Origin of the sequence: Aeromonas sanarellii (assembly GCF_000820085.1) — a bacterium.
Lineage (GTDB): Bacteria > Pseudomonadota > Gammaproteobacteria > Enterobacterales > Aeromonadaceae > Aeromonas > Aeromonas sanarellii.
Map to the genome: position 1 here is coordinate 67,563 of NZ_CDBN01000049.1, position 15,616 is coordinate 83,178.

At 64.1% G+C, this 15,616-nt stretch carries 14 protein-coding genes; 4 read left to right on the forward strand and 10 right to left on the reverse strand.

The window, feature by feature from the left end:
- Positions 1 to 25: 25 nt before the first annotated feature.
- A complete protein-coding gene (locus tag BN1132_RS10050; RefSeq protein ID WP_042077234.1) occupies positions 26 to 451 on the forward strand; it encodes a hypothetical protein in 426 nt (141 codons plus the stop codon).
- Positions 452 to 454: 3 nt separating this feature from the next.
- Here BN1132_RS10050 and BN1132_RS10055 read toward each other — a convergent pair whose 3' ends face one another.
- The 9 genes from BN1132_RS10055 to BN1132_RS10095 form a co-directional block, all read right to left on the reverse strand.
- Positions 455 to 1,756 (reverse strand): NAD(P)/FAD-dependent oxidoreductase, encoded by a 1,302-nt coding sequence (locus BN1132_RS10055; RefSeq protein WP_042077236.1) that lies wholly within the window; start codon positions 1,754 to 1,756, stop codon positions 455 to 457.
- Between the two features lie 217 nt (positions 1,757 to 1,973).
- A complete protein-coding gene (gene fbaA / locus BN1132_RS10060; RefSeq protein WP_042077238.1) occupies positions 1,974 to 3,053 on the reverse strand; it encodes a class II fructose-bisphosphate aldolase in 1,080 nt (359 codons plus the stop codon).
- Between the two features lie 115 nt (positions 3,054 to 3,168).
- Entirely contained in the window at positions 3,169 to 4,332 is a 1,164-nt protein-coding gene (locus BN1132_RS10065) for a phosphoglycerate kinase (RefSeq protein WP_042016220.1), read from the reverse strand.
- A gap of 63 nt (positions 4,333 to 4,395) precedes the next feature.
- On the reverse strand, positions 4,396 to 5,406 hold the full coding sequence (gene epd / locus BN1132_RS10070; protein ID WP_042077239.1) for an erythrose-4-phosphate dehydrogenase: 1,011 nt from the start codon (positions 5,404 to 5,406) through the stop codon (positions 4,396 to 4,398).
- A 49-nt stretch (positions 5,407 to 5,455) separates the two neighbouring features.
- Positions 5,456 to 6,385, reverse strand: coding sequence for an ROK family protein (locus BN1132_RS10075; RefSeq protein WP_042077241.1), 930 nt, complete (start codon positions 6,383 to 6,385; stop codon positions 5,456 to 5,458).
- A 186-nt stretch (positions 6,386 to 6,571) separates the two neighbouring features.
- Entirely contained in the window at positions 6,572 to 7,639 is a 1,068-nt protein-coding gene (gene hemE, locus BN1132_RS10080) for a uroporphyrinogen decarboxylase (protein WP_042077242.1), read from the reverse strand.
- A 144-nt stretch (positions 7,640 to 7,783) separates the two neighbouring features.
- The gene (gene nudC, locus BN1132_RS10085) at positions 7,784 to 8,563 is read right to left on the reverse strand and encodes an NAD(+) diphosphatase (RefSeq protein ID WP_042077243.1); all 780 of its coding nucleotides are present in this window, start codon (positions 8,561 to 8,563) and stop codon (positions 7,784 to 7,786) included.
- Between the two features lie 153 nt (positions 8,564 to 8,716).
- Positions 8,717 to 9,322 (reverse strand): TIGR04211 family SH3 domain-containing protein, encoded by a 606-nt coding sequence (locus BN1132_RS10090; RefSeq protein ID WP_042077244.1) that lies wholly within the window; start codon positions 9,320 to 9,322, stop codon positions 8,717 to 8,719.
- 153 nt (positions 9,323 to 9,475) lie between these two features.
- A complete protein-coding gene (locus tag BN1132_RS10095; protein ID WP_042077245.1) occupies positions 9,476 to 10,228 on the reverse strand; it encodes a potassium channel family protein in 753 nt (250 codons plus the stop codon).
- Positions 10,229 to 10,328: 100 nt separating this feature from the next.
- Between BN1132_RS10095 and BN1132_RS10100 the strand changes: the two genes are divergently transcribed.
- The 3 genes from BN1132_RS10100 to glnE all read left to right on the forward strand — a co-directional run bounded on the left by BN1132_RS10100 (position 10,329) and on the right by glnE (position 15,239).
- Positions 10,329 to 11,579, forward strand: a complete 1,251-nt coding sequence (locus tag BN1132_RS10100; protein ID WP_042077246.1) for a methyl-accepting chemotaxis protein — start codon at positions 10,329 to 10,331, stop codon at positions 11,577 to 11,579.
- 209 nt (positions 11,580 to 11,788) lie between these two features.
- Positions 11,789 to 12,229, forward strand: coding sequence for a GNAT family N-acetyltransferase (locus tag BN1132_RS10105; protein WP_042077247.1), 441 nt, complete (start codon positions 11,789 to 11,791; stop codon positions 12,227 to 12,229).
- A gap of 136 nt (positions 12,230 to 12,365) precedes the next feature.
- The gene (gene glnE / locus BN1132_RS10110; RefSeq protein WP_042077248.1) at positions 12,366 to 15,239 is read left to right on the forward strand and encodes a bifunctional [glutamate--ammonia ligase]-adenylyl-L-tyrosine phosphorylase/[glutamate--ammonia-ligase] adenylyltransferase; all 2,874 of its coding nucleotides are present in this window, start codon (positions 12,366 to 12,368) and stop codon (positions 15,237 to 15,239) included.
- Between the two features lie 67 nt (positions 15,240 to 15,306).
- On the opposite strand, the gene BN1132_RS10115 is transcribed toward glnE, so the two are convergent.
- The coding region (locus BN1132_RS10115) for an SDR family oxidoreductase (RefSeq protein WP_042077250.1) at positions 15,307 to 15,616 on the reverse strand (310 nt) is incomplete at its 5' end.

Below are 15,616 nucleotides of genomic sequence, written 5' to 3' on the forward strand. Positions count from 1 at the left end.
CCGTCTCGCATCATCCGGAGTTTTGATGAAAAAGTGGTTCATCCCATTGCTGGCCTGCTGGCTATACGGCTGCTACGGGGGGCCCGGTGAAGAGGTCATCCAGAACCAGGTGGCCGCCAGGCTGCAGGCCGACGCCGATGCCAGCCTGTTCGACATCAGCGACTTCGCCGTGCTCGGCAAGGAGGAGCGGATGGAGGGGGTCTATCTCGTCAGGGTGAGCTACCGGCTCCACTTCAAGCAGGGACTGGATCAGTTGCAGGTGCTGCACGATGAGGATCTGGTCTATGACAGGGTCGGCCCCTTCCAGCAGGAGATGGGGCTGATGGAGCTGGAGCGCAAATATGGCGACTTCGAGGCAGGCCAGGTGCTGGCGCAGGAGACCCAGGTCTGGATGATGAAGACGGAGCAGGGCTGGCGCCTCGCCGAGCCCGACCCCGCGCAGCAGGGGTAAGGCCTACAGCAGATCCTTCAGCCGGTACCACAGCATCCCGAGCGCCAGCAGCGGGGAGCGCAGCGCCGGCCCGCCGGGGAAAGTCATGTGGGGTACCCGGCTGAACAGATCGAAGCCCCTGCTCTCGCCCCGTATCGCCTCCGCCACCAGCTTGCCCGCCATGTGGGTGGCGTTGAGCCCGTGGCCCGAATAGGCCTGGGCATAGAAGACGTTGGGGTGATCGGTCAGGCGGCCGATCTGCGGCAGCCGGTTGGCCCCTATCCCTATCATGCCCCCCCACTGAAACTCGATGGCGGTGTCCGCGAGCTCCGGGAAGACCCGCAGCAGCTTGGGCAGCATAAAGGCCTTGATATCGCGGGGGTCACGGCCCGAGTAGTTGCAGGCCCCACCGAACAACAGACGACCGTCGGCCGACAGCCGGTAATAGTCCAGCGCCACGTTCTGATCGCACACCGCCATATTCTGCGGCAGTAGCCGCTGGCGCAGCCGCTTCTCCAGTACCTGGGTGGCGAGGATGTAGGAGCCCGCCGGCAGCACCTTGCCCCCGAGCACGGGGTCGAGATCCCCCAGATAGGCGTTGCAGCCGATCACCAGGTAGTCGGCGCTGACCCGGCCGTGGGCCGTGGTGACCCGCACCCGATCGCCGTGGTCGATATGGATGACCCTGGACTGCTCGAACAGGGCCACCCCCAGGCTCTGGGCTGCCCGCGCCTCGCCGAGGGCCAGGTTGAGGGGGTGCAGGTGGCCTGATCCCATGTCGATCATGCCGCCGATGTAGCGATCCGATCCCACCACTGTATGGATCTCCTCCCTGGGGACCATCTTCAGCTCGTGCCGGTAACCCAGGCTCGCCAGATGTTCGGCATCTTCCTCGAATCCCTTCAGGTGGCGCGCCTTGGTGGCGAGGTCGCAGTATCCCCAGGTGAGATCGCAGTCGATGTTGAAGCGCTCGACCCGCTCGCGCACCAGTTGCACCGCCTCCAGCCCCATCAGATCCAGCTCGCGTACCCCGTCTTCGCCGATCCAGCGGGCAAACTGGCTGGTGTCGTGGCCGATGCCGCGAATGAGCTGGCCGCCGTTGCGCCCCGAGGCGCCCCAGCCGATGCGATTGGCCTCCAGCAGCACCACCTTGTAGCCCGCCTCGGCCAGGTTGATGGCGGTGTTGAGGCCGGTGAAGCCGCCACCTATGATGCAGACGTCCGCATCCAGCTCACCGCTGAGCTCGGGCCACTGCCGATGGTCGTTGCGGGTGGCCGCGTAATAGGAGGCCACGTGTTCCTGATGTCCCTGTCTTCCTGTCTGCATGCTCAGCATCCTGCCTGGTTGCATTCGTTTACTAAATTAAACGGGTGTCATCGATAATACCCAGCCCCTGGCTGGCAATCCAGCCTGCCGGGATCACAGAAACGCAAAAGGTGTCCCGAAGGACACCTTGTCGCGAGCGGACCACCGTCGCGATCCGTATTCATGCAAAAGGCGCCCCGCGGGGCGCCTTTTCATGCAATCACGGGACTGTAACGAATTACAGAACGTTGATGGCGTTCAGGTCGGAGAAGGCTTTCTCCAGACGAGCGATCATGGAAGTCTGACCTTCACGCAGCCATACGCGCGGGTCGTAGTACTTCTTGTTCGGCTTGTCGGCGCCTTCCGGGTTGCCCAGCTGGCCTTGCAGGTAGGCTTCGTTCTTCTTGTAGAAGTTCAGCAGACCTTCCCAGGTCGCCCACTGGGTGTCGGTGTCGATGTTCATCTTCACCACGCCGTAGGAGATGGATTCGCGGATCTCTTCCAGGGTGGAACCTGAGCCACCGTGGAACACGAAGTCCAGGGACTTGGCCGGGATACCGAACTTCTCGGAGACGTACTTCTGGGAGGCGTCCAGGATGGACGGGGTCAGCTTGACGTTACCCGGCTTGTAGACACCGTGCACGTTGCCGAAGGAGGCAGCGATGGTGAAGCGCGGGCTGATCTTGGACAGACGCTCGTAGGCGTAGGCCACGTCTTCCGGCTGGGTGTACAGGGCGGACTGATCCATGTGGCTGTTGTCAACGCCGTCTTCTTCGCCACCGGTGCAACCCAGTTCCAGCTCCAGAGTCATGTTCATCTTGGCCATGCGGGTCAGGTACTCGCAGCAGATGTCGATGTTCTCTTCCAGAGACTCTTCGGACAGGTCCAGCATGTGGGAGGAGAACAGCGGCTTGCCGGTCTCGGCGAAGTGCTTCTCACCGGCTTCCAGCAGGCCGTCGATCCACGGCAGCAGCTTCTTGGCGGCGTGGTCGGTGTGCAGGATCACGGGAACACCGTAGGCTTCGGCCACGGCGTGCACGTGCTTGGCACCGGAGATGGCACCGATGATGGCGGCTTTCTGGCCTTCCAGCTTCAGACCCTTGCCGGCGGTGAACACGGCACCACCGTTGGAGAACTGCACGATGACCGGGGCTTTCACCTTGGCGGCAGCTTCCAGCACGGCGTTGACGGAGTCGGTACCGACGCAGTTGACGGCCGGCAGAGCGAAGCCGTTTTCCTTGGCGATGGCGAACACTTTCTGAACGTCATCACCAGTGATCACGCCGGGTTTTACGAAGTCGAAAATTTTCTTAGACATGTTTAATCGTCCTGTCTCGTATGCCGTTAATAAAAAGTGGGGGGTTCATCATGAACCGGCACAGCGGCCACATGATAAACGAAACGGGAGGCTTTTGCCCCCCGTCCCGGGTCAATTAGGCTTTGGCGCGCTCTTCCAGAATCGCGACGGCCGGCAGTACCTTGCCTTCCACGAACTCCAGGAAGGCGCCGCCGCCGGTGGAGATGTAGGAGACCTTGTCGGCGATGCCGAACTTGTCGATGGCAGCCAGGGTGTCACCACCGCCAGCGATGGAGAAGGCCGGGGATTCGGCGATGGCGCGCGCGATCACCTCGGTGCCCTTGGCGAACTGGTCGAACTCGAACACGCCGACCGGGCCGTTCCACAGGATGGTCTTGGCGTTCATGATGATGTCGGCCAGGGCCTTGGCGGAATCCGGGCCGATGTCGAAGATCATGTCGCCGTCGGTCACGTCGGACACGGACTTGATGGTAGCCGGAGTGGACTCGGAGAACTCGGCACCCACGACCACGTCGGTGGTCACCGGAATGTTGGTCTCGGCAGCCAGCTTCTTGGCGGTGTCGATCAGGTCGTGCTCGCACAGGGACTTGCCGACGTTGTGACCGGCAGCGGCGATGAAGGTGTTGGCGATGCCGCCACCGACGACCAGCTGGTCAGCGATCTTGGAGAGAGACTCCAGCACGGTCAGCTTGGTGGAGACCTTGGAGCCGCCGACGATGGCAACCATGGGGCGCTCGGGTTTCAGCATGGCCTTGCCCAGGGCTTCCAGCTCACCGGCCAGCAGGGGACCAGCACAGGCGACCGGCGCGAACTGGGCCACACCGTAGGTGGAACCTTCGGCGCGGTGAGCGGTACCGAACGCATCCATGACGAAGACGTCACACAGGGCGGCGTATTTTTTGGCCAGCTCTTCGGTGTTCTTCTTCTCGCCCTTGTTGAAGCGGCAGTTTTCCAGCACGACCAGCTCACCGGCGGCGACGTCTACGCCGTCCAGGTAATCCTTGGCCAGACGAACCGGGCAGGACAGTGCGTCTTTCAGATAGTTGACAACCGGAGCCAGGGAGAATTCTTCGTTGTATTCACCCTCGGTCGGACGACCCAGGTGGGAGGTAATCATCAGCTTGGCGCCCTTTTCCAGAGCCAGCTTGATGGTCGGCAGGGTGGCGACGATACGTGCATCGGAAGTGACCTTGCCGTCTTTTACCGGCACGTTCAGGTCAGCACGGATCAGAACGCGTTTGCCCGCCAGATCCAGGTCGGTCATCTTGATAACAGACATATTCAGTCCTCTATATTTTCAGGTAATGTTAAAAAAACAGTAACCTTGCACCCGTGCAGGCTCTCAGCCTGCGGCCATCATGGCCCGGGTGGTATCCAGCATCCGGTTGGCGAAGCCCCATTCGTTATCGCACCACATCAACATCTTGACGAGGTTGGCATCGCTGACCCGGGTCTGGGTACCATCGATGATGCAGGAGTGCGCATCATGATTAAAGTCTACGGAGACCAGGGGTTCTTCCGTGTAGTCCAGAATACCGTGTAATGTACCTCTGGATGCCCGTTGCAGGGCTTGATTTACGTCACTAACTGTCACTTTTTTACGAACAGTAATGCTCAGATCCATGGCGGTTACATTGATGGTCGGCACCCGTACCGCGATCGCCTCGAACTTGCCGGCGAAGTGCGGCAGGATCCGCTCCAGCCCCTTGGCCAGCTTGGTATCCACCGGGATGATGGACTGGCTGGCCGCCCGGGTTCGACGCAAGTCGCCGTGGTAGGCATCGATGACTTGCTGATCGTGCATGGCTGAATGAATTGTCGTAATAGTACCACAATTTATCTCGAATTCTCGATGCAATGTTTCTATCACCGGGACCACACAGTTGGTGGTGCAGGAGGCGTTGGAGACGATCCGCTCCCTGCCCGTCAGCACCTGGTGGTTGACCCCGTAGACTATGGTGGCATCCACGTCCGCATCCGCCGGATGGGAGAAGAGCACCTTGCCCGCCCCCGCTCCCAGATGCAGCTCGGCATCGGCGCGGGAGCCGAACACCCCGGTGCAGTCCAGCACCACGTCCACCCCCAGCGCCCGCCAGGGCAACCGCGACGGATCCCGCTCCGCAAACAGGGAGATGAGATCCTCCCCCACCAGCATGCTGTTGCCCGCGAGCTGTACCGGGTAGCGGAAGCGACCGTGACTGGTGTCGAAACGGGTCAGGTGCACCATGGCCTCGGGGGCGGCCAGCTCGTTGATGGCCACTATCTTGACTTGCTTGTCGCGGCCGCTCTCGTAGAGGGCCCGCAGCACATTGCGGCCGATGCGGCCGTACCCGTTGATGGCGATCTTGATCATGAAAACTCTGGGTCCTTACCTGCGACAAAGGGACGAACGAAGAGGCGGCTCACGAGAGCAGCGCCTCCCGGAAGACGCCGCGGGCCAGCAGCGCGGCGCCGAACACCCCGGCACTGTCCCCCAGGGACGGCGCTATCATGGGCGTGGCGAAACGGGGGTTGAAGAGGAAGGGCAGTATGGTTTCCCGTCCGGCCCGATAGAGGCTCTGCACGTTGCCCACCCCGCCGCCGATGACGATGACGTCCGGATCCAGGATGTTGACCACGTTGGCGAGCGCCTGGCCGAACAGCAGGTGCAGCCGGTCCATCGTGAGTCTGGCGACATGGTCATGGGCGCTGGCTGCCGCGATCTGGGCCAGGGGCAGGCGGCGCCTGGCCTTGGCCTCGTACCAGGCCTCCAGCGCCGGGCCGCTGATGAAGGTCTCGACGCAGCCGCGCTTGCCGCAGTAGCACTCGGGGCCATCCGGCGAGAGCACGTTGTGGCCCCACTCCCCGGCGATGCCGTGGTGGCCGTTGAGGATCTGGCCGTTGATGACGATGCCGGAGCCCACCCCGGTGCCCATGATGATGCCGAACACCACGCGGGCCGAGGGATGGTGCTGGCGCACCGCGCCGAGATGGGTTTCCGCCAGGGCGAAGCAGTTCGCGTCGTTGGCGATCAGCACGGGCACGCCGAGTCGGCGCTCCAGATCCTCCTTGAACGGCTTGCCGTTGAGCTCGGTGGTGTTGCAGTTCTTCATCAACCCGGTCTGGGGATCCCGTGCCCCTGGCGTGCCCATACCGATGACGGCGGGCCGCTGGCCGAGCCGCTCGGCGCACTCGTCCACCAGTTTCGCGATCTGGCCGATCATGTGCTGATAACCGCCATGGCGTTCCGTGGGGATGCGGTGACGCAGCAACACCTCGTCACCCTCGAGCACCACGCACTCGCACTTGGTCCCGCCAAGGTCGATGCCCCAATCCCACGCACTCTTGCCCATCCTGCCTCCTGCCATGTTCTGCGACGCCGCCACTCATCGACAGCATGCGCGCCCGCCCATCCCGTCCGTGACCCTGCTCAGTGGTGGTGCAGTGTAACCCGAGCGGCGGCCAGGATGCAGCCCCCACAGGCACAGGCAGCAAAACGGGGCCTCCAGGCCCCGTTCTCATCGCGCTCTTTGCCGCTCTCAGCGGCCGTGGTAGCGGGCCGACAACTCGTGCACCGCGTTCACGAAGACCCCGGCGTGCTCGGGATCCACGTCCTGATGGATGCCGTGACCCAGGTTGAAGACGTGGCCGTTGCCGCTGCCAAAGCCGGCCAGGATGGAGGCGACCTCCTCGCGAATGCGATCCGGCGTGGCGTAAAGCATGGAGGGATCCATGTTGCCCTGCAGCGCCACCTTGTCGCCGACCCGGCGTTTGGCGTCCGCGATGTCGGTGGTCCAGTCCAGCCCCAGGGCGTCGCAGCCGGTGGCGGCGATCTGCTCCAGCCACTGGCCACCGTTCTTGGTGAACAGGGTGACCGGCACGCGGCGGCCCTCATTTTCACGGATCAGGCCATCGACGATCTTGTGCATGTACTGCAGGGAGAAATCGCGGTAGTCGCGCGGGGTGAGCACGCCGCCCCAGGTGTCGAACACCATGACGGACTGGGCACCCGCCCTGATCTGGGCGTTGAGATAGGCGATGACGCTGTCCGCCAGCTTGTCGAGCAGCAGGTGCAGGGTCATGGGCTCGGCGTACATCATCTGCTTGATCTTGGTGAACGCCTTGGAGCTGCCTCCCTCCACCATGTAGGTGGCGAGCGTCCAGGGACTGCCGGAGAAGCCGATGAGGGGCACCTCGCCCTTGAGCTCGCGGCGGATGGTGCGCACCGCGTTCATCACGTAGCCGAGCTCGTCTTCCGGATCCGGAACTGGCAGCGCCTGCACGTCCGCCATGGAAGTGATCGGGCGCTCGAAGCGCGGGCCTTCCCCGTGCTCGAAGTAGAGACCCAGCCCCATGGCGTCGGGCACGGTGAGGATGTCGGAGAAGAGGATGGCGGCATCGAGCGGATAGCGGCGCAGCGGCTGCAGGGTGACCTCGCAGGCCAGCTCGGCGTTGCGGCACAGGGACATGAAGTCCCCCGCGACGGCGCGGGTCGCCTTGTATTCTGGCAGGTAGCGGCCGGCCTGGCGCATCATCCATACCGGGGTCATGTCCACATCCTGGCGCAGCAGGGCGCGCAGGTATCGATCGTTCTTCAGCTCTTTCATCCCAGTTCCTGAGTCATCTCACGCATAAAATGGCGGACATGATACCACTTTGTGCAAGGCTGAGGACGACTCACACGCGCCGCGCCGCCCTGGGAGTGCAAAGATGTGAAGGGGCGCAAACAAGGGCCCCGCTTTTCAACACCGTCAACGGGTCTCGCTCAGCGTCAGCTCGATAAGCCGCCGCGCTATGGTGCCCTGAGGGGGCAAGCGCGGCAGCCGGTCGGCTTCGAAGAAACCGGCGGCCACCAGCTCGTCATCCTGCACCTTGATCTCGCCGCTCTCGTAGTCGGCGGTGAAGCCCATCATCAGGCTGTGGGGGAAGGGCCAGGGCTGGCTCGCCACGTAACGCACGTTGTGCACCCGGATGCCGCTCTCCTCGAACACCTCCCGCGCCACGCACTGCTCGAGGTTCTCCCCCGCCTCCACGAAGCCGGCCAGCACGGTATACATGGGATCCTCGGCCTGATAGTGGCGACGGTGGGCCGCCAGCAGGATCGCGGGCCCCTTGCGCACCGCCACTATGATGCAGGGGGAGATGCGCGGATAGACGACATGGCCGTGCCTGCACCCCTGCGCCCACTCCTCCGACTTCGGGGTCATGGGGGCGCCGCACTCGCCGCAGAAGCGATGGGTGCGGCGGAAAGTGGCGAGCTGCCAGGCGCGGCCGGCGAGGCGAAAGCCCTCTTCGTCTCCCGCCACCATCAGCTGGCGCAAGGGAGTGGTCGCGTCCGTGTCGGTGCCGGGCCCCAGATCCAGCAGCAGGCAGGGCAGGCCGTCCCACTCGTCGAAACGCTCAAAGGCGGCGTGTTGCAGCCGGGCTGGCAGGCAGGTCTGAGGGCCCTGTGGAATGCGCCCCTGTTCATCCAGCAGGACGAGGTGATCGCCCCCCAGCACGAACCAGAGGGCCTGTTCGGTCGATGGCATAAGGTGAACGCTCTTGTTGAGAAGCCGTGCCGCGCACGGACAAGTGAGCCCATCTTACGACCGGGGGCGCCTTATGGCGACCCCCGAGCGGGTCGGGCTGCCCATGAAAAAAGGCCGCCATGGGCGACCTTTATCGTTGTAACCGCAAGGCGATCAGTTCATCCAGCGCTCGCTGCTCTTGCGACGGCGCGGCAGCATGGGCAGCAGGATGCCGAGCAGGATGCCGCCCCCCACCATGGCACCACCGCGGATGAACCAGTCCATCTGCATGTCGTGCTCCCGGTTGTCATAGCTCTGGGTCAGGGCGTCGTTCTGTTCCTTGAGGCTGCTCATCTCGGCGCTCTGGCTGTCGAGGCGGGCCTTGAGGTTGGCGATCTCCTGGCTCTGCTCGGCGATCTTGCCATCCTTCTCGGCGAAGCGGCGCTCGTTGTCGCCATTGAGGTTCAGCAACCTGGCCTTGGCCTCTTCCAGCTCTTTCTGGATCTGGGGCAGGCGCTCACGCAGGCTGACCTCCCCCTGCAACTCGCTGTTCTTGATCCAGCCTTCCCGGCCACGACCGTCCACCACCTGGGTGAAACCGGCCTCCTGGTTCACCGCCTTGACCTCCAGCGGCTCACCGGCCTTGACGCTGCCGAGGATCCGGTACTGGGTACCCGGACCGTTGTGGATATAGGTAAAGATGTTGTCTGAAACATAGCGGGTATCGGCCAGTGCCTGTTGGGCACACAGGCAGATGAGGATCCCGAGAAGGGCGCGCATGGTCGGTCGATTCTCTTCGTTGGATTAGGTTGCAGGCCGAATGTTAAGCCGCCTGCGGGTCAAAGGACAAGCAAAGAAAAGCGCTCTCCCCCAGACTGAGAGCCGTCTCGCAGGGTCCTCCCGTCGTCACGCGACCATTCCAGACGTCGCAGGCTACTTCTGTTGCAGTGCCTTCACCTCGGCGCGCAGGGCCTTCAGCTCCTGCAGCAGTTGCTCTTGCTGGGCATTGTAGTGGTGGCGCCACTTGTCGGTCTCACTGTCCTCCTTCTTGGGCTGCAGAAAGAGGCTAGCCATGAAACCGCTGAGGGCACTGAACAGGCCGACGCCGAAGATGATCATCAGGCTGGCCACGAAGCGCCCTTCCTCGGTTTGCGGCACTATATCCCCGTATCCTATGGTGGAAAGCGTCACCAGGGTCCACCAGAAAGCGTCATAGGTGTTGTGGATCTGGCTGCCGGGTTGACCTCCCTCGACCCAGTAGATCAGTGCCGTTCCTACTCCGATTTGCAGGAAGAAAAGCAGCAGTATGCCGGCCAGCCGGGTCTCATTTCGTTCCCTTCGCACGATAGCGAGTAGATTGGGACTGCTGCGCAACAGCTGAATGACCCTGTAGAGCTGGATCAGCCGTGCCCAGCGCAGTTGCTCCACCATGGGCAGGCTGCCAGGCAGATAGAACCAGTTGGTTTTGAAGAAGGCTCGCTTGTCGCTGGCACGGAACCAGCCATAAGCGAAGTGGGCGAGGAAGATGTAGCAGATCAGGCTGTCCAGATCATAAAAGAGGGAAAGCGTCTCGGGAGTGAAGTGTTCACTCCACAGCCAGCGGAGTCCCACCAGTACCACGGAGATGATGGAGAGCAGTGCCATCAGCAGATCCATGGCCCGCAGATGAGTTAAGTGATGTCGCATACATTTTCCAACTTTAAGCACGGTTCGAATTAATAAAAAGGAAGATAATGCCGATAGCCATGACGGCAAAGGAAAAATGGACGTTGAAAGGAGAGAGATTATGCAGTTGAACCCGCTGGAACGGCACATGAGCAATATCCGGCTGGTACCCAAAGTGGTGCTGCTCATGGTGTTCAGCACCCTGCTGTTGCTGGCCAAGCTCTGGTTCGATGCCAGCAATCTGGAGGCCACCCTGCTCAGCGAGGGCATCGACGCCACCATGGCCAATGCCATCGCCGATCGCCTGCTCTGGACCGGCGTGATGGAAACGGCGCTCATGGGGGTCATCTTCGTGGTACTGCTGCTGACCGGCTCCCGCCTCATGGTCAAGCAGGTGCACTATCTGGTGGGCCTGCTTGAGCGCTTCGCCCGCAAGGATCTCAGCCACAGCGTGCTGCTCAACTCCCGCGACGAGTTCGGCGACATCGCCAAGGCGGTCGCCCACTCCCAGGAGAACCTCAAGGAGGTGTTCGGTACCCAGCGTGTCGCCTGCAAGGAGCTCAACGACATCGCCTCCCAGGTGACCCTTTGCATGGAAGAGGCCAACGAGGCGATCAACGAGGAGTTCACCCAGATAGAACAGCTCGCCAGCGCCATGAGCCAGATGGTGGGCGCCATCCGCGAGGTGGCCAGCCATGCGGAACAGGCCTCCCACGCCACCTTCGAGGCCAGCGCCCTGGCCGAGGAGGGCAGCCGCTGCGTCGCCGCCACCGTCAACACCATCGACACCCTCTCCGGCAACATCCAGCGCTCCTCCACCGTGGTCAACGAGGTGGAGCACGGGGTCGATCGCATCGGCTCCGTGGTGGACACCATCCGCAGTATCTCGGAGCAGACCAATCTGCTGGCCCTCAATGCCGCCATCGAGGCCGCCCGCGCCGGCGAGGCGGGCCGCGGCTTCGCCGTGGTGGCCTCCGAGGTGCGCGAACTCGCGAACCGGGCCCAGGCCGCCACCGTCGAGATCCAGAAGATGATCGAGCAGTTGCAGGGCAACGCCCGCCAGGCCGTCGGCCTGATGGCCGAGAGCGTGCAGCAGGCGGACAAGGGGGTGGAGCAGGTGACCCAGGCCGGCGATCAGCTCGCCACCATAGTCCAGCGGGTACAGGGGGTGGCCGACATGAACCGCCAGATCGCCGCCGCCTCCGAGCAGCAGAGTTCGGTCGCCGAGGAGATGAATGCCAACCTGGAGCAGGTCAAGCAGGTGGTGGAAGGCTCAGTGGTGGTGCTGCGCGAACTCAAGGATGCCTCCGAACTGGTGGAACGCCACAGCCAGACCCTGGACGATCACATTCAGGCCTTCAAGCTGGCCTGACGACACCAGGCCGTTGCTATCAGAGGGCCCCGCAAGGGGCCTTCTGCATTCATGCCATGACAAAGACCCAGGACGGGTGGAACATCACCGCCAGACCCTGGATGATCATATCCAGGCCTTCACGCTGGCCTGACTTTCACGCCGCAATCCAGTTAGACTGGAAGGCCCCGCAAGGGGCCTTTCTTTTTTCACCACGGCAAGGAGCCAGGATGCAGACCGAAGCACATCAGCTGGAGATCAGCGACGACAAGGGACGACTCGACGTTCCGCTCATCCACCGTTTTCTCTCCGAGGAGGCCTACTGGAGCCTCGGCATCCCCCTCTCCACCGTGCAGCGGGCCATCAACCATTCGCTGTGCTTCGGGGGCTACCTCGGCGGCCGGCAGGTGGCCTTCGCCCGGGTCATCACGGACAAGGCCACCTTCGGCTATCTCTCCGACGTCTTCGTGCTGCCTGAGCACCGCGGCCGGGGCCACAGCAAGGCGCTGATGGCGGCCATCCTGGCCCATCCCGAGCTGCAGGGGCTACGCCGTCTCTCCCTCGCCACCTCGGATGCCCACGGCCTCTATGCCGGCTTCGGCTTCGCGCCGCCGCGCACTCCGAGCAGCCTGATGGAAAAATACGACCCCGAGATCTATCGGCGCCTCTGAACCCGGCGGGCAACCGATAGCCTTCGCCGGATCACCTGTCGGACACCCGCGCTGTGACGCGGGTGTCCGACAGTGCTAGATTGGCAACCGGATTTTGATTCACTCTGCAGACCCGTCAACCACAAGGATGGCAACCGTGGCCCAGCACTCTCCCTCTTTCTCCGCCCTTTCCCCCTTGCTGCAGGAGCAGGCCCGGCGCCACTGGCAACGGCTGCTCGACCTGGCACCCGACCATGGCGCCCTGCCGGAGCCCACCCGCCAGACCCTGCTGACCCTGTTCGGCCTCTCCGATTTCGTCGCCGACTCCCTTATCAAGCAGCCCGAGTTGCTGGGACCGCTGCTCGCCTCCGGCGATCTGGCTCAGGCCGAACGCTGGCCCGCCTACGAGGACGATCTCGCGGCCCTGCTCGCCGGGGTCACGGATGAAGAGGCGCTCAAGCGCATCCTGCGCCAGTTCAGACGCAGCCGCATGCTGGTGATCGCCTGGCGCGAGCTGCTGGGTCATGCGGCGGTGGAAGAGAGTTTCATCCATCTTACAAGGCTGGCGGATGCCCTGATCTGCGGTGCCCGCGACTGGCTCTACGCCAGACAGTGCGGCGAGCTCGGCACCCCCATGGACGGCGACAACAACCCCCAGCCTCTGCTCATCCTCGGCATGGGCAAGCTCGGCGGCGGCGAGCTCAACTTCTCATCGGACATCGACCTTATCTTCACCTTCCCGGAGAACGGCTACACGGTCGGGGGGCGGCGGGAGCTCGCGAACCAGCAGTTCTTCATCAAGCTGGGGCAGCGCCTCATCAACGCCCTGCACCAGAGCACGGTCGACGGCCAGGTGTTCCGGGTCGACATGCGGCTGCGCCCCTTCGGCGACGCCGGGCCGCTCGCCATCTCCTTCGCCGCCATGGAGGATTACTACCAGCATCACGGCCGCAACTGGGAGCGCTACGCCATGGTCAAGGCCCGGGTGCTGGGGCCCCAGTGCGAGCATGCACAGGCCCTCACCGAACTGCTGCGTCCCTTCGTGTTTCGCCGCTACATCGACTTCGGGGTCATCGACGGCCTGCGCCAGATGAAGGCGATGATCGCCGCCGAGGTGCGCCGCAAGGGGCTGGAGGGCAACATCAAACTGGGGGCGGGCGGCATTCGCGAGGTGGAGTTCATCGCCCAGGCGCTGCAGCTCATCCGCGGCGGCCGCGAGCCCGCCCTGCGGGTGCGCCACCTGCCCGAGGCACTCGGCGCCATCACCCAGAGCGGCGATCTCGACACCGAGCGCAGCGCCCGCCTGCTGGCGGCCTACCGCTTCCTGCGCCGGGTCGAGAATATCCTGCAGGAGATCGGCGATCAGCAGACCCAGACCCTGCCCACCGAGGAGCGGGATCGCCAGCGGCTCATCGCCGCCCTCGGCTTTACGGACTGGGGCGCCTTCATGGCCCGCCTGGACGAGGAGATGGCTGCGGTCCACCAGGAGTTCGTCGCCGTGGTGGGGGAAGAGAAGGAGGCTCCCGCCCACCTGGATCAGCTCTGGCTCGATCTCTGGCGCACCGAGCTCGACGCCGCCGAGCTGGAGAAATTGCTGACCACCCAGGGCGTGGCAGAGCCCGCCCCCCTCTGCACCGCCCTGCTGCGCTTCAAGGAGGAGTACAAGCGTCGCCAGGTGGGCCCCCAGGGGCGTATCGCCCTGGACTGGCTGATGCCGGAGCTGCTGCGCCTGGTGGCCGCAAGCCGCGAGCCCGCCCGCCTCTTCGAGCGGGTCTGCACCCTGCTGACCCGCATCTTCACCCGTAGCGCCTACCTGCAGCTGCTGGCGGAAAACCCCGCCGCCCTGCGCCAGCTGGTGCGCCTGTGCGACGAGAGTAACCTGGTGAGCGAGCAGCTCGCCCGCTACCCCATCCTGCTGGACGAGCTGCTGGATCCCCAGCACCTCTACCACCCCACCCCGCTGGATCAGTACAAGCCCCAGCTGCGCCAGTTCCTGCTGCGCATCCCCGAGGAGGACGTGGAGCAGCAGATGGAGGCGCTGCGCCAGTTCAAGCAGGTGCAGCTGCTGCGTATCGTCGCCGCCGACATCGCCGGCGCCCTGCCGCTGATGAAGGTGAGCGACCACCTCACCTGGCTGGCGGAGGCGATCACCGAGGAGGTGGTCAACCAGGCCTGGGCCCAGATGAGCGAGCGCTACGGCGTTCCCCCCGAGGTGGCAACGAGCGGCCAGCGCGGTTTCGCCGTGGTGGCCTACGGCAAGCTGGGGGGCATCGAGCTCGGCTACGGCTCGGATCTGGACCTCGTCTTCCTGCACGGCGGCGACCCCAACGGCCAGACCGACGGGCGCAAGCCCATCGACAGCCGCCAGTTCTACCTGCGCCTGGCCCAGCGGATCCTGCACCTGTTCAGCACCCGCACCCCGTCAGGGATCCTCTACGAGATCGACATGCGGCTGCGCCCCTCCGGCGACTCGGGGCTCCTGGTCTCGTCCCTGTCGGCCTACGAGCAGTACCAGCAAAACGAGGCCTGGACCTGGGAGCATCAGGCCCTGGTGCGGGCCCGCCCCATCTATGGCGATGAGGCGGTGATCGCCGAGTTTGCCCGCATCCGCCGCGCCGTGCTGGCCAAGGAGCGCGACCTGCCGACCCTGGCCCGAGAGGTGCGCGAGATGCGCCACAAGATGCGGGATCACCTGCTGAAAGCGGGCGAGGGAGAGTTCGACCTCAAGCAGTCCCCGGGCGGCATGGTAGACATCGAGTTCATCGCCCAGTACCTGGTGCTGGCCCACGCCTGCGGCGAGCCGGAGGCCCTCACCCGCTGGTCCGATAACGTGCGCATCTTCGACGAGTGCGTGATGGCGGGGGTATTGACCCTGGAGCAGGCAGAGGGGCTCAAGCAGGCCTACCTGGAGATCCGCAACCTCGGCCATCGCCTCAACCTCTCGGAGATCTCCCGCAAGGTGGGGGACGATCAGCTGCCGCAAGAGCGGGGCCATGTACTGGCGGTCTGGCAGCAGCTGCTGGGGGAATAAGCAGAAGAAGGGGCGCCATGGCGCCATGGCGCCCCTTCTCGTTGACGGGATCATGGTTGACGCTGGTTCAACGCCCGCCAGCCACATCCATAAAGCTGCCGGTGACGTAGGAGGCCTCGTCCGACAGCAGCCAGGCGATGGCGGCCGCCACCTCACGGGGTTCGCCACCCCGTTGCAGCGGAATGGCCCCCTTGATCCTGTCCACCCGACCGGGCTCGCCGCCGTCCGCGTGCATCTCGGTGTAGATAAAGCCCGGACGCACCCCGTTGACCCGGATCCCCTGGGGCGCCACCTCCAGCGACAGCCCCCTGGTCAGCACGTCGACGGCCCCCTTGGCGGCGGCGTAGTCCACGTACTCCCCGGGGGAGCCCAGGCGC

What these genes read in the sequence shown, in the direction of transcription:
- BN1132_RS10050 (WP_042077234.1), top strand. Translation starts at nt 26, where the DNA reads ATGAAAAAGTGGTTCATCCCATTGCTGGCCTGCTGGCTATACGGCTGC.
- nudC (WP_042077243.1), bottom strand. Translation starts at nt 8,563, where the DNA reads ATGCCATCGACCGAACAGGCCCTCTGGTTCGTGCTGGGGGGCGATCAC.
- fbaA (WP_042077238.1), bottom strand. Translation starts at nt 3,053, where the DNA reads ATGTCTAAGAAAATTTTCGACTTCGTAAAACCCGGCGTGATCACTGGT.
- BN1132_RS10095 (WP_042077245.1), bottom strand. Translation starts at nt 10,228, where the DNA reads ATGCGACATCACTTAACTCATCTGCGGGCCATGGATCTGCTGATGGCA.
- BN1132_RS10065 (WP_042016220.1), bottom strand. Translation starts at nt 4,332, where the DNA reads ATGTCTGTTATCAAGATGACCGACCTGGATCTGGCGGGCAAACGCGTT.
- epd (WP_042077239.1), bottom strand. Translation starts at nt 5,406, where the DNA reads ATGATCAAGATCGCCATCAACGGGTACGGCCGCATCGGCCGCAATGTG.
- BN1132_RS10105 (WP_042077247.1), top strand. Translation starts at nt 11,789, where the DNA reads ATGCAGACCGAAGCACATCAGCTGGAGATCAGCGACGACAAGGGACGA.
- BN1132_RS10100 (WP_042077246.1), top strand. Translation starts at nt 10,329, where the DNA reads ATGCAGTTGAACCCGCTGGAACGGCACATGAGCAATATCCGGCTGGTA.
- BN1132_RS10075 (WP_042077241.1), bottom strand. Translation starts at nt 6,385, where the DNA reads ATGGGCAAGAGTGCGTGGGATTGGGGCATCGACCTTGGCGGGACCAAG.
- BN1132_RS10090 (WP_042077244.1), bottom strand. Translation starts at nt 9,322, where the DNA reads ATGCGCGCCCTTCTCGGGATCCTCATCTGCCTGTGTGCCCAACAGGCA.
- hemE (WP_042077242.1), bottom strand. Translation starts at nt 7,639, where the DNA reads ATGAAAGAGCTGAAGAACGATCGATACCTGCGCGCCCTGCTGCGCCAG.
- BN1132_RS10055 (WP_042077236.1), bottom strand. Translation starts at nt 1,756, where the DNA reads ATGCAGACAGGAAGACAGGGACATCAGGAACACGTGGCCTCCTATTAC.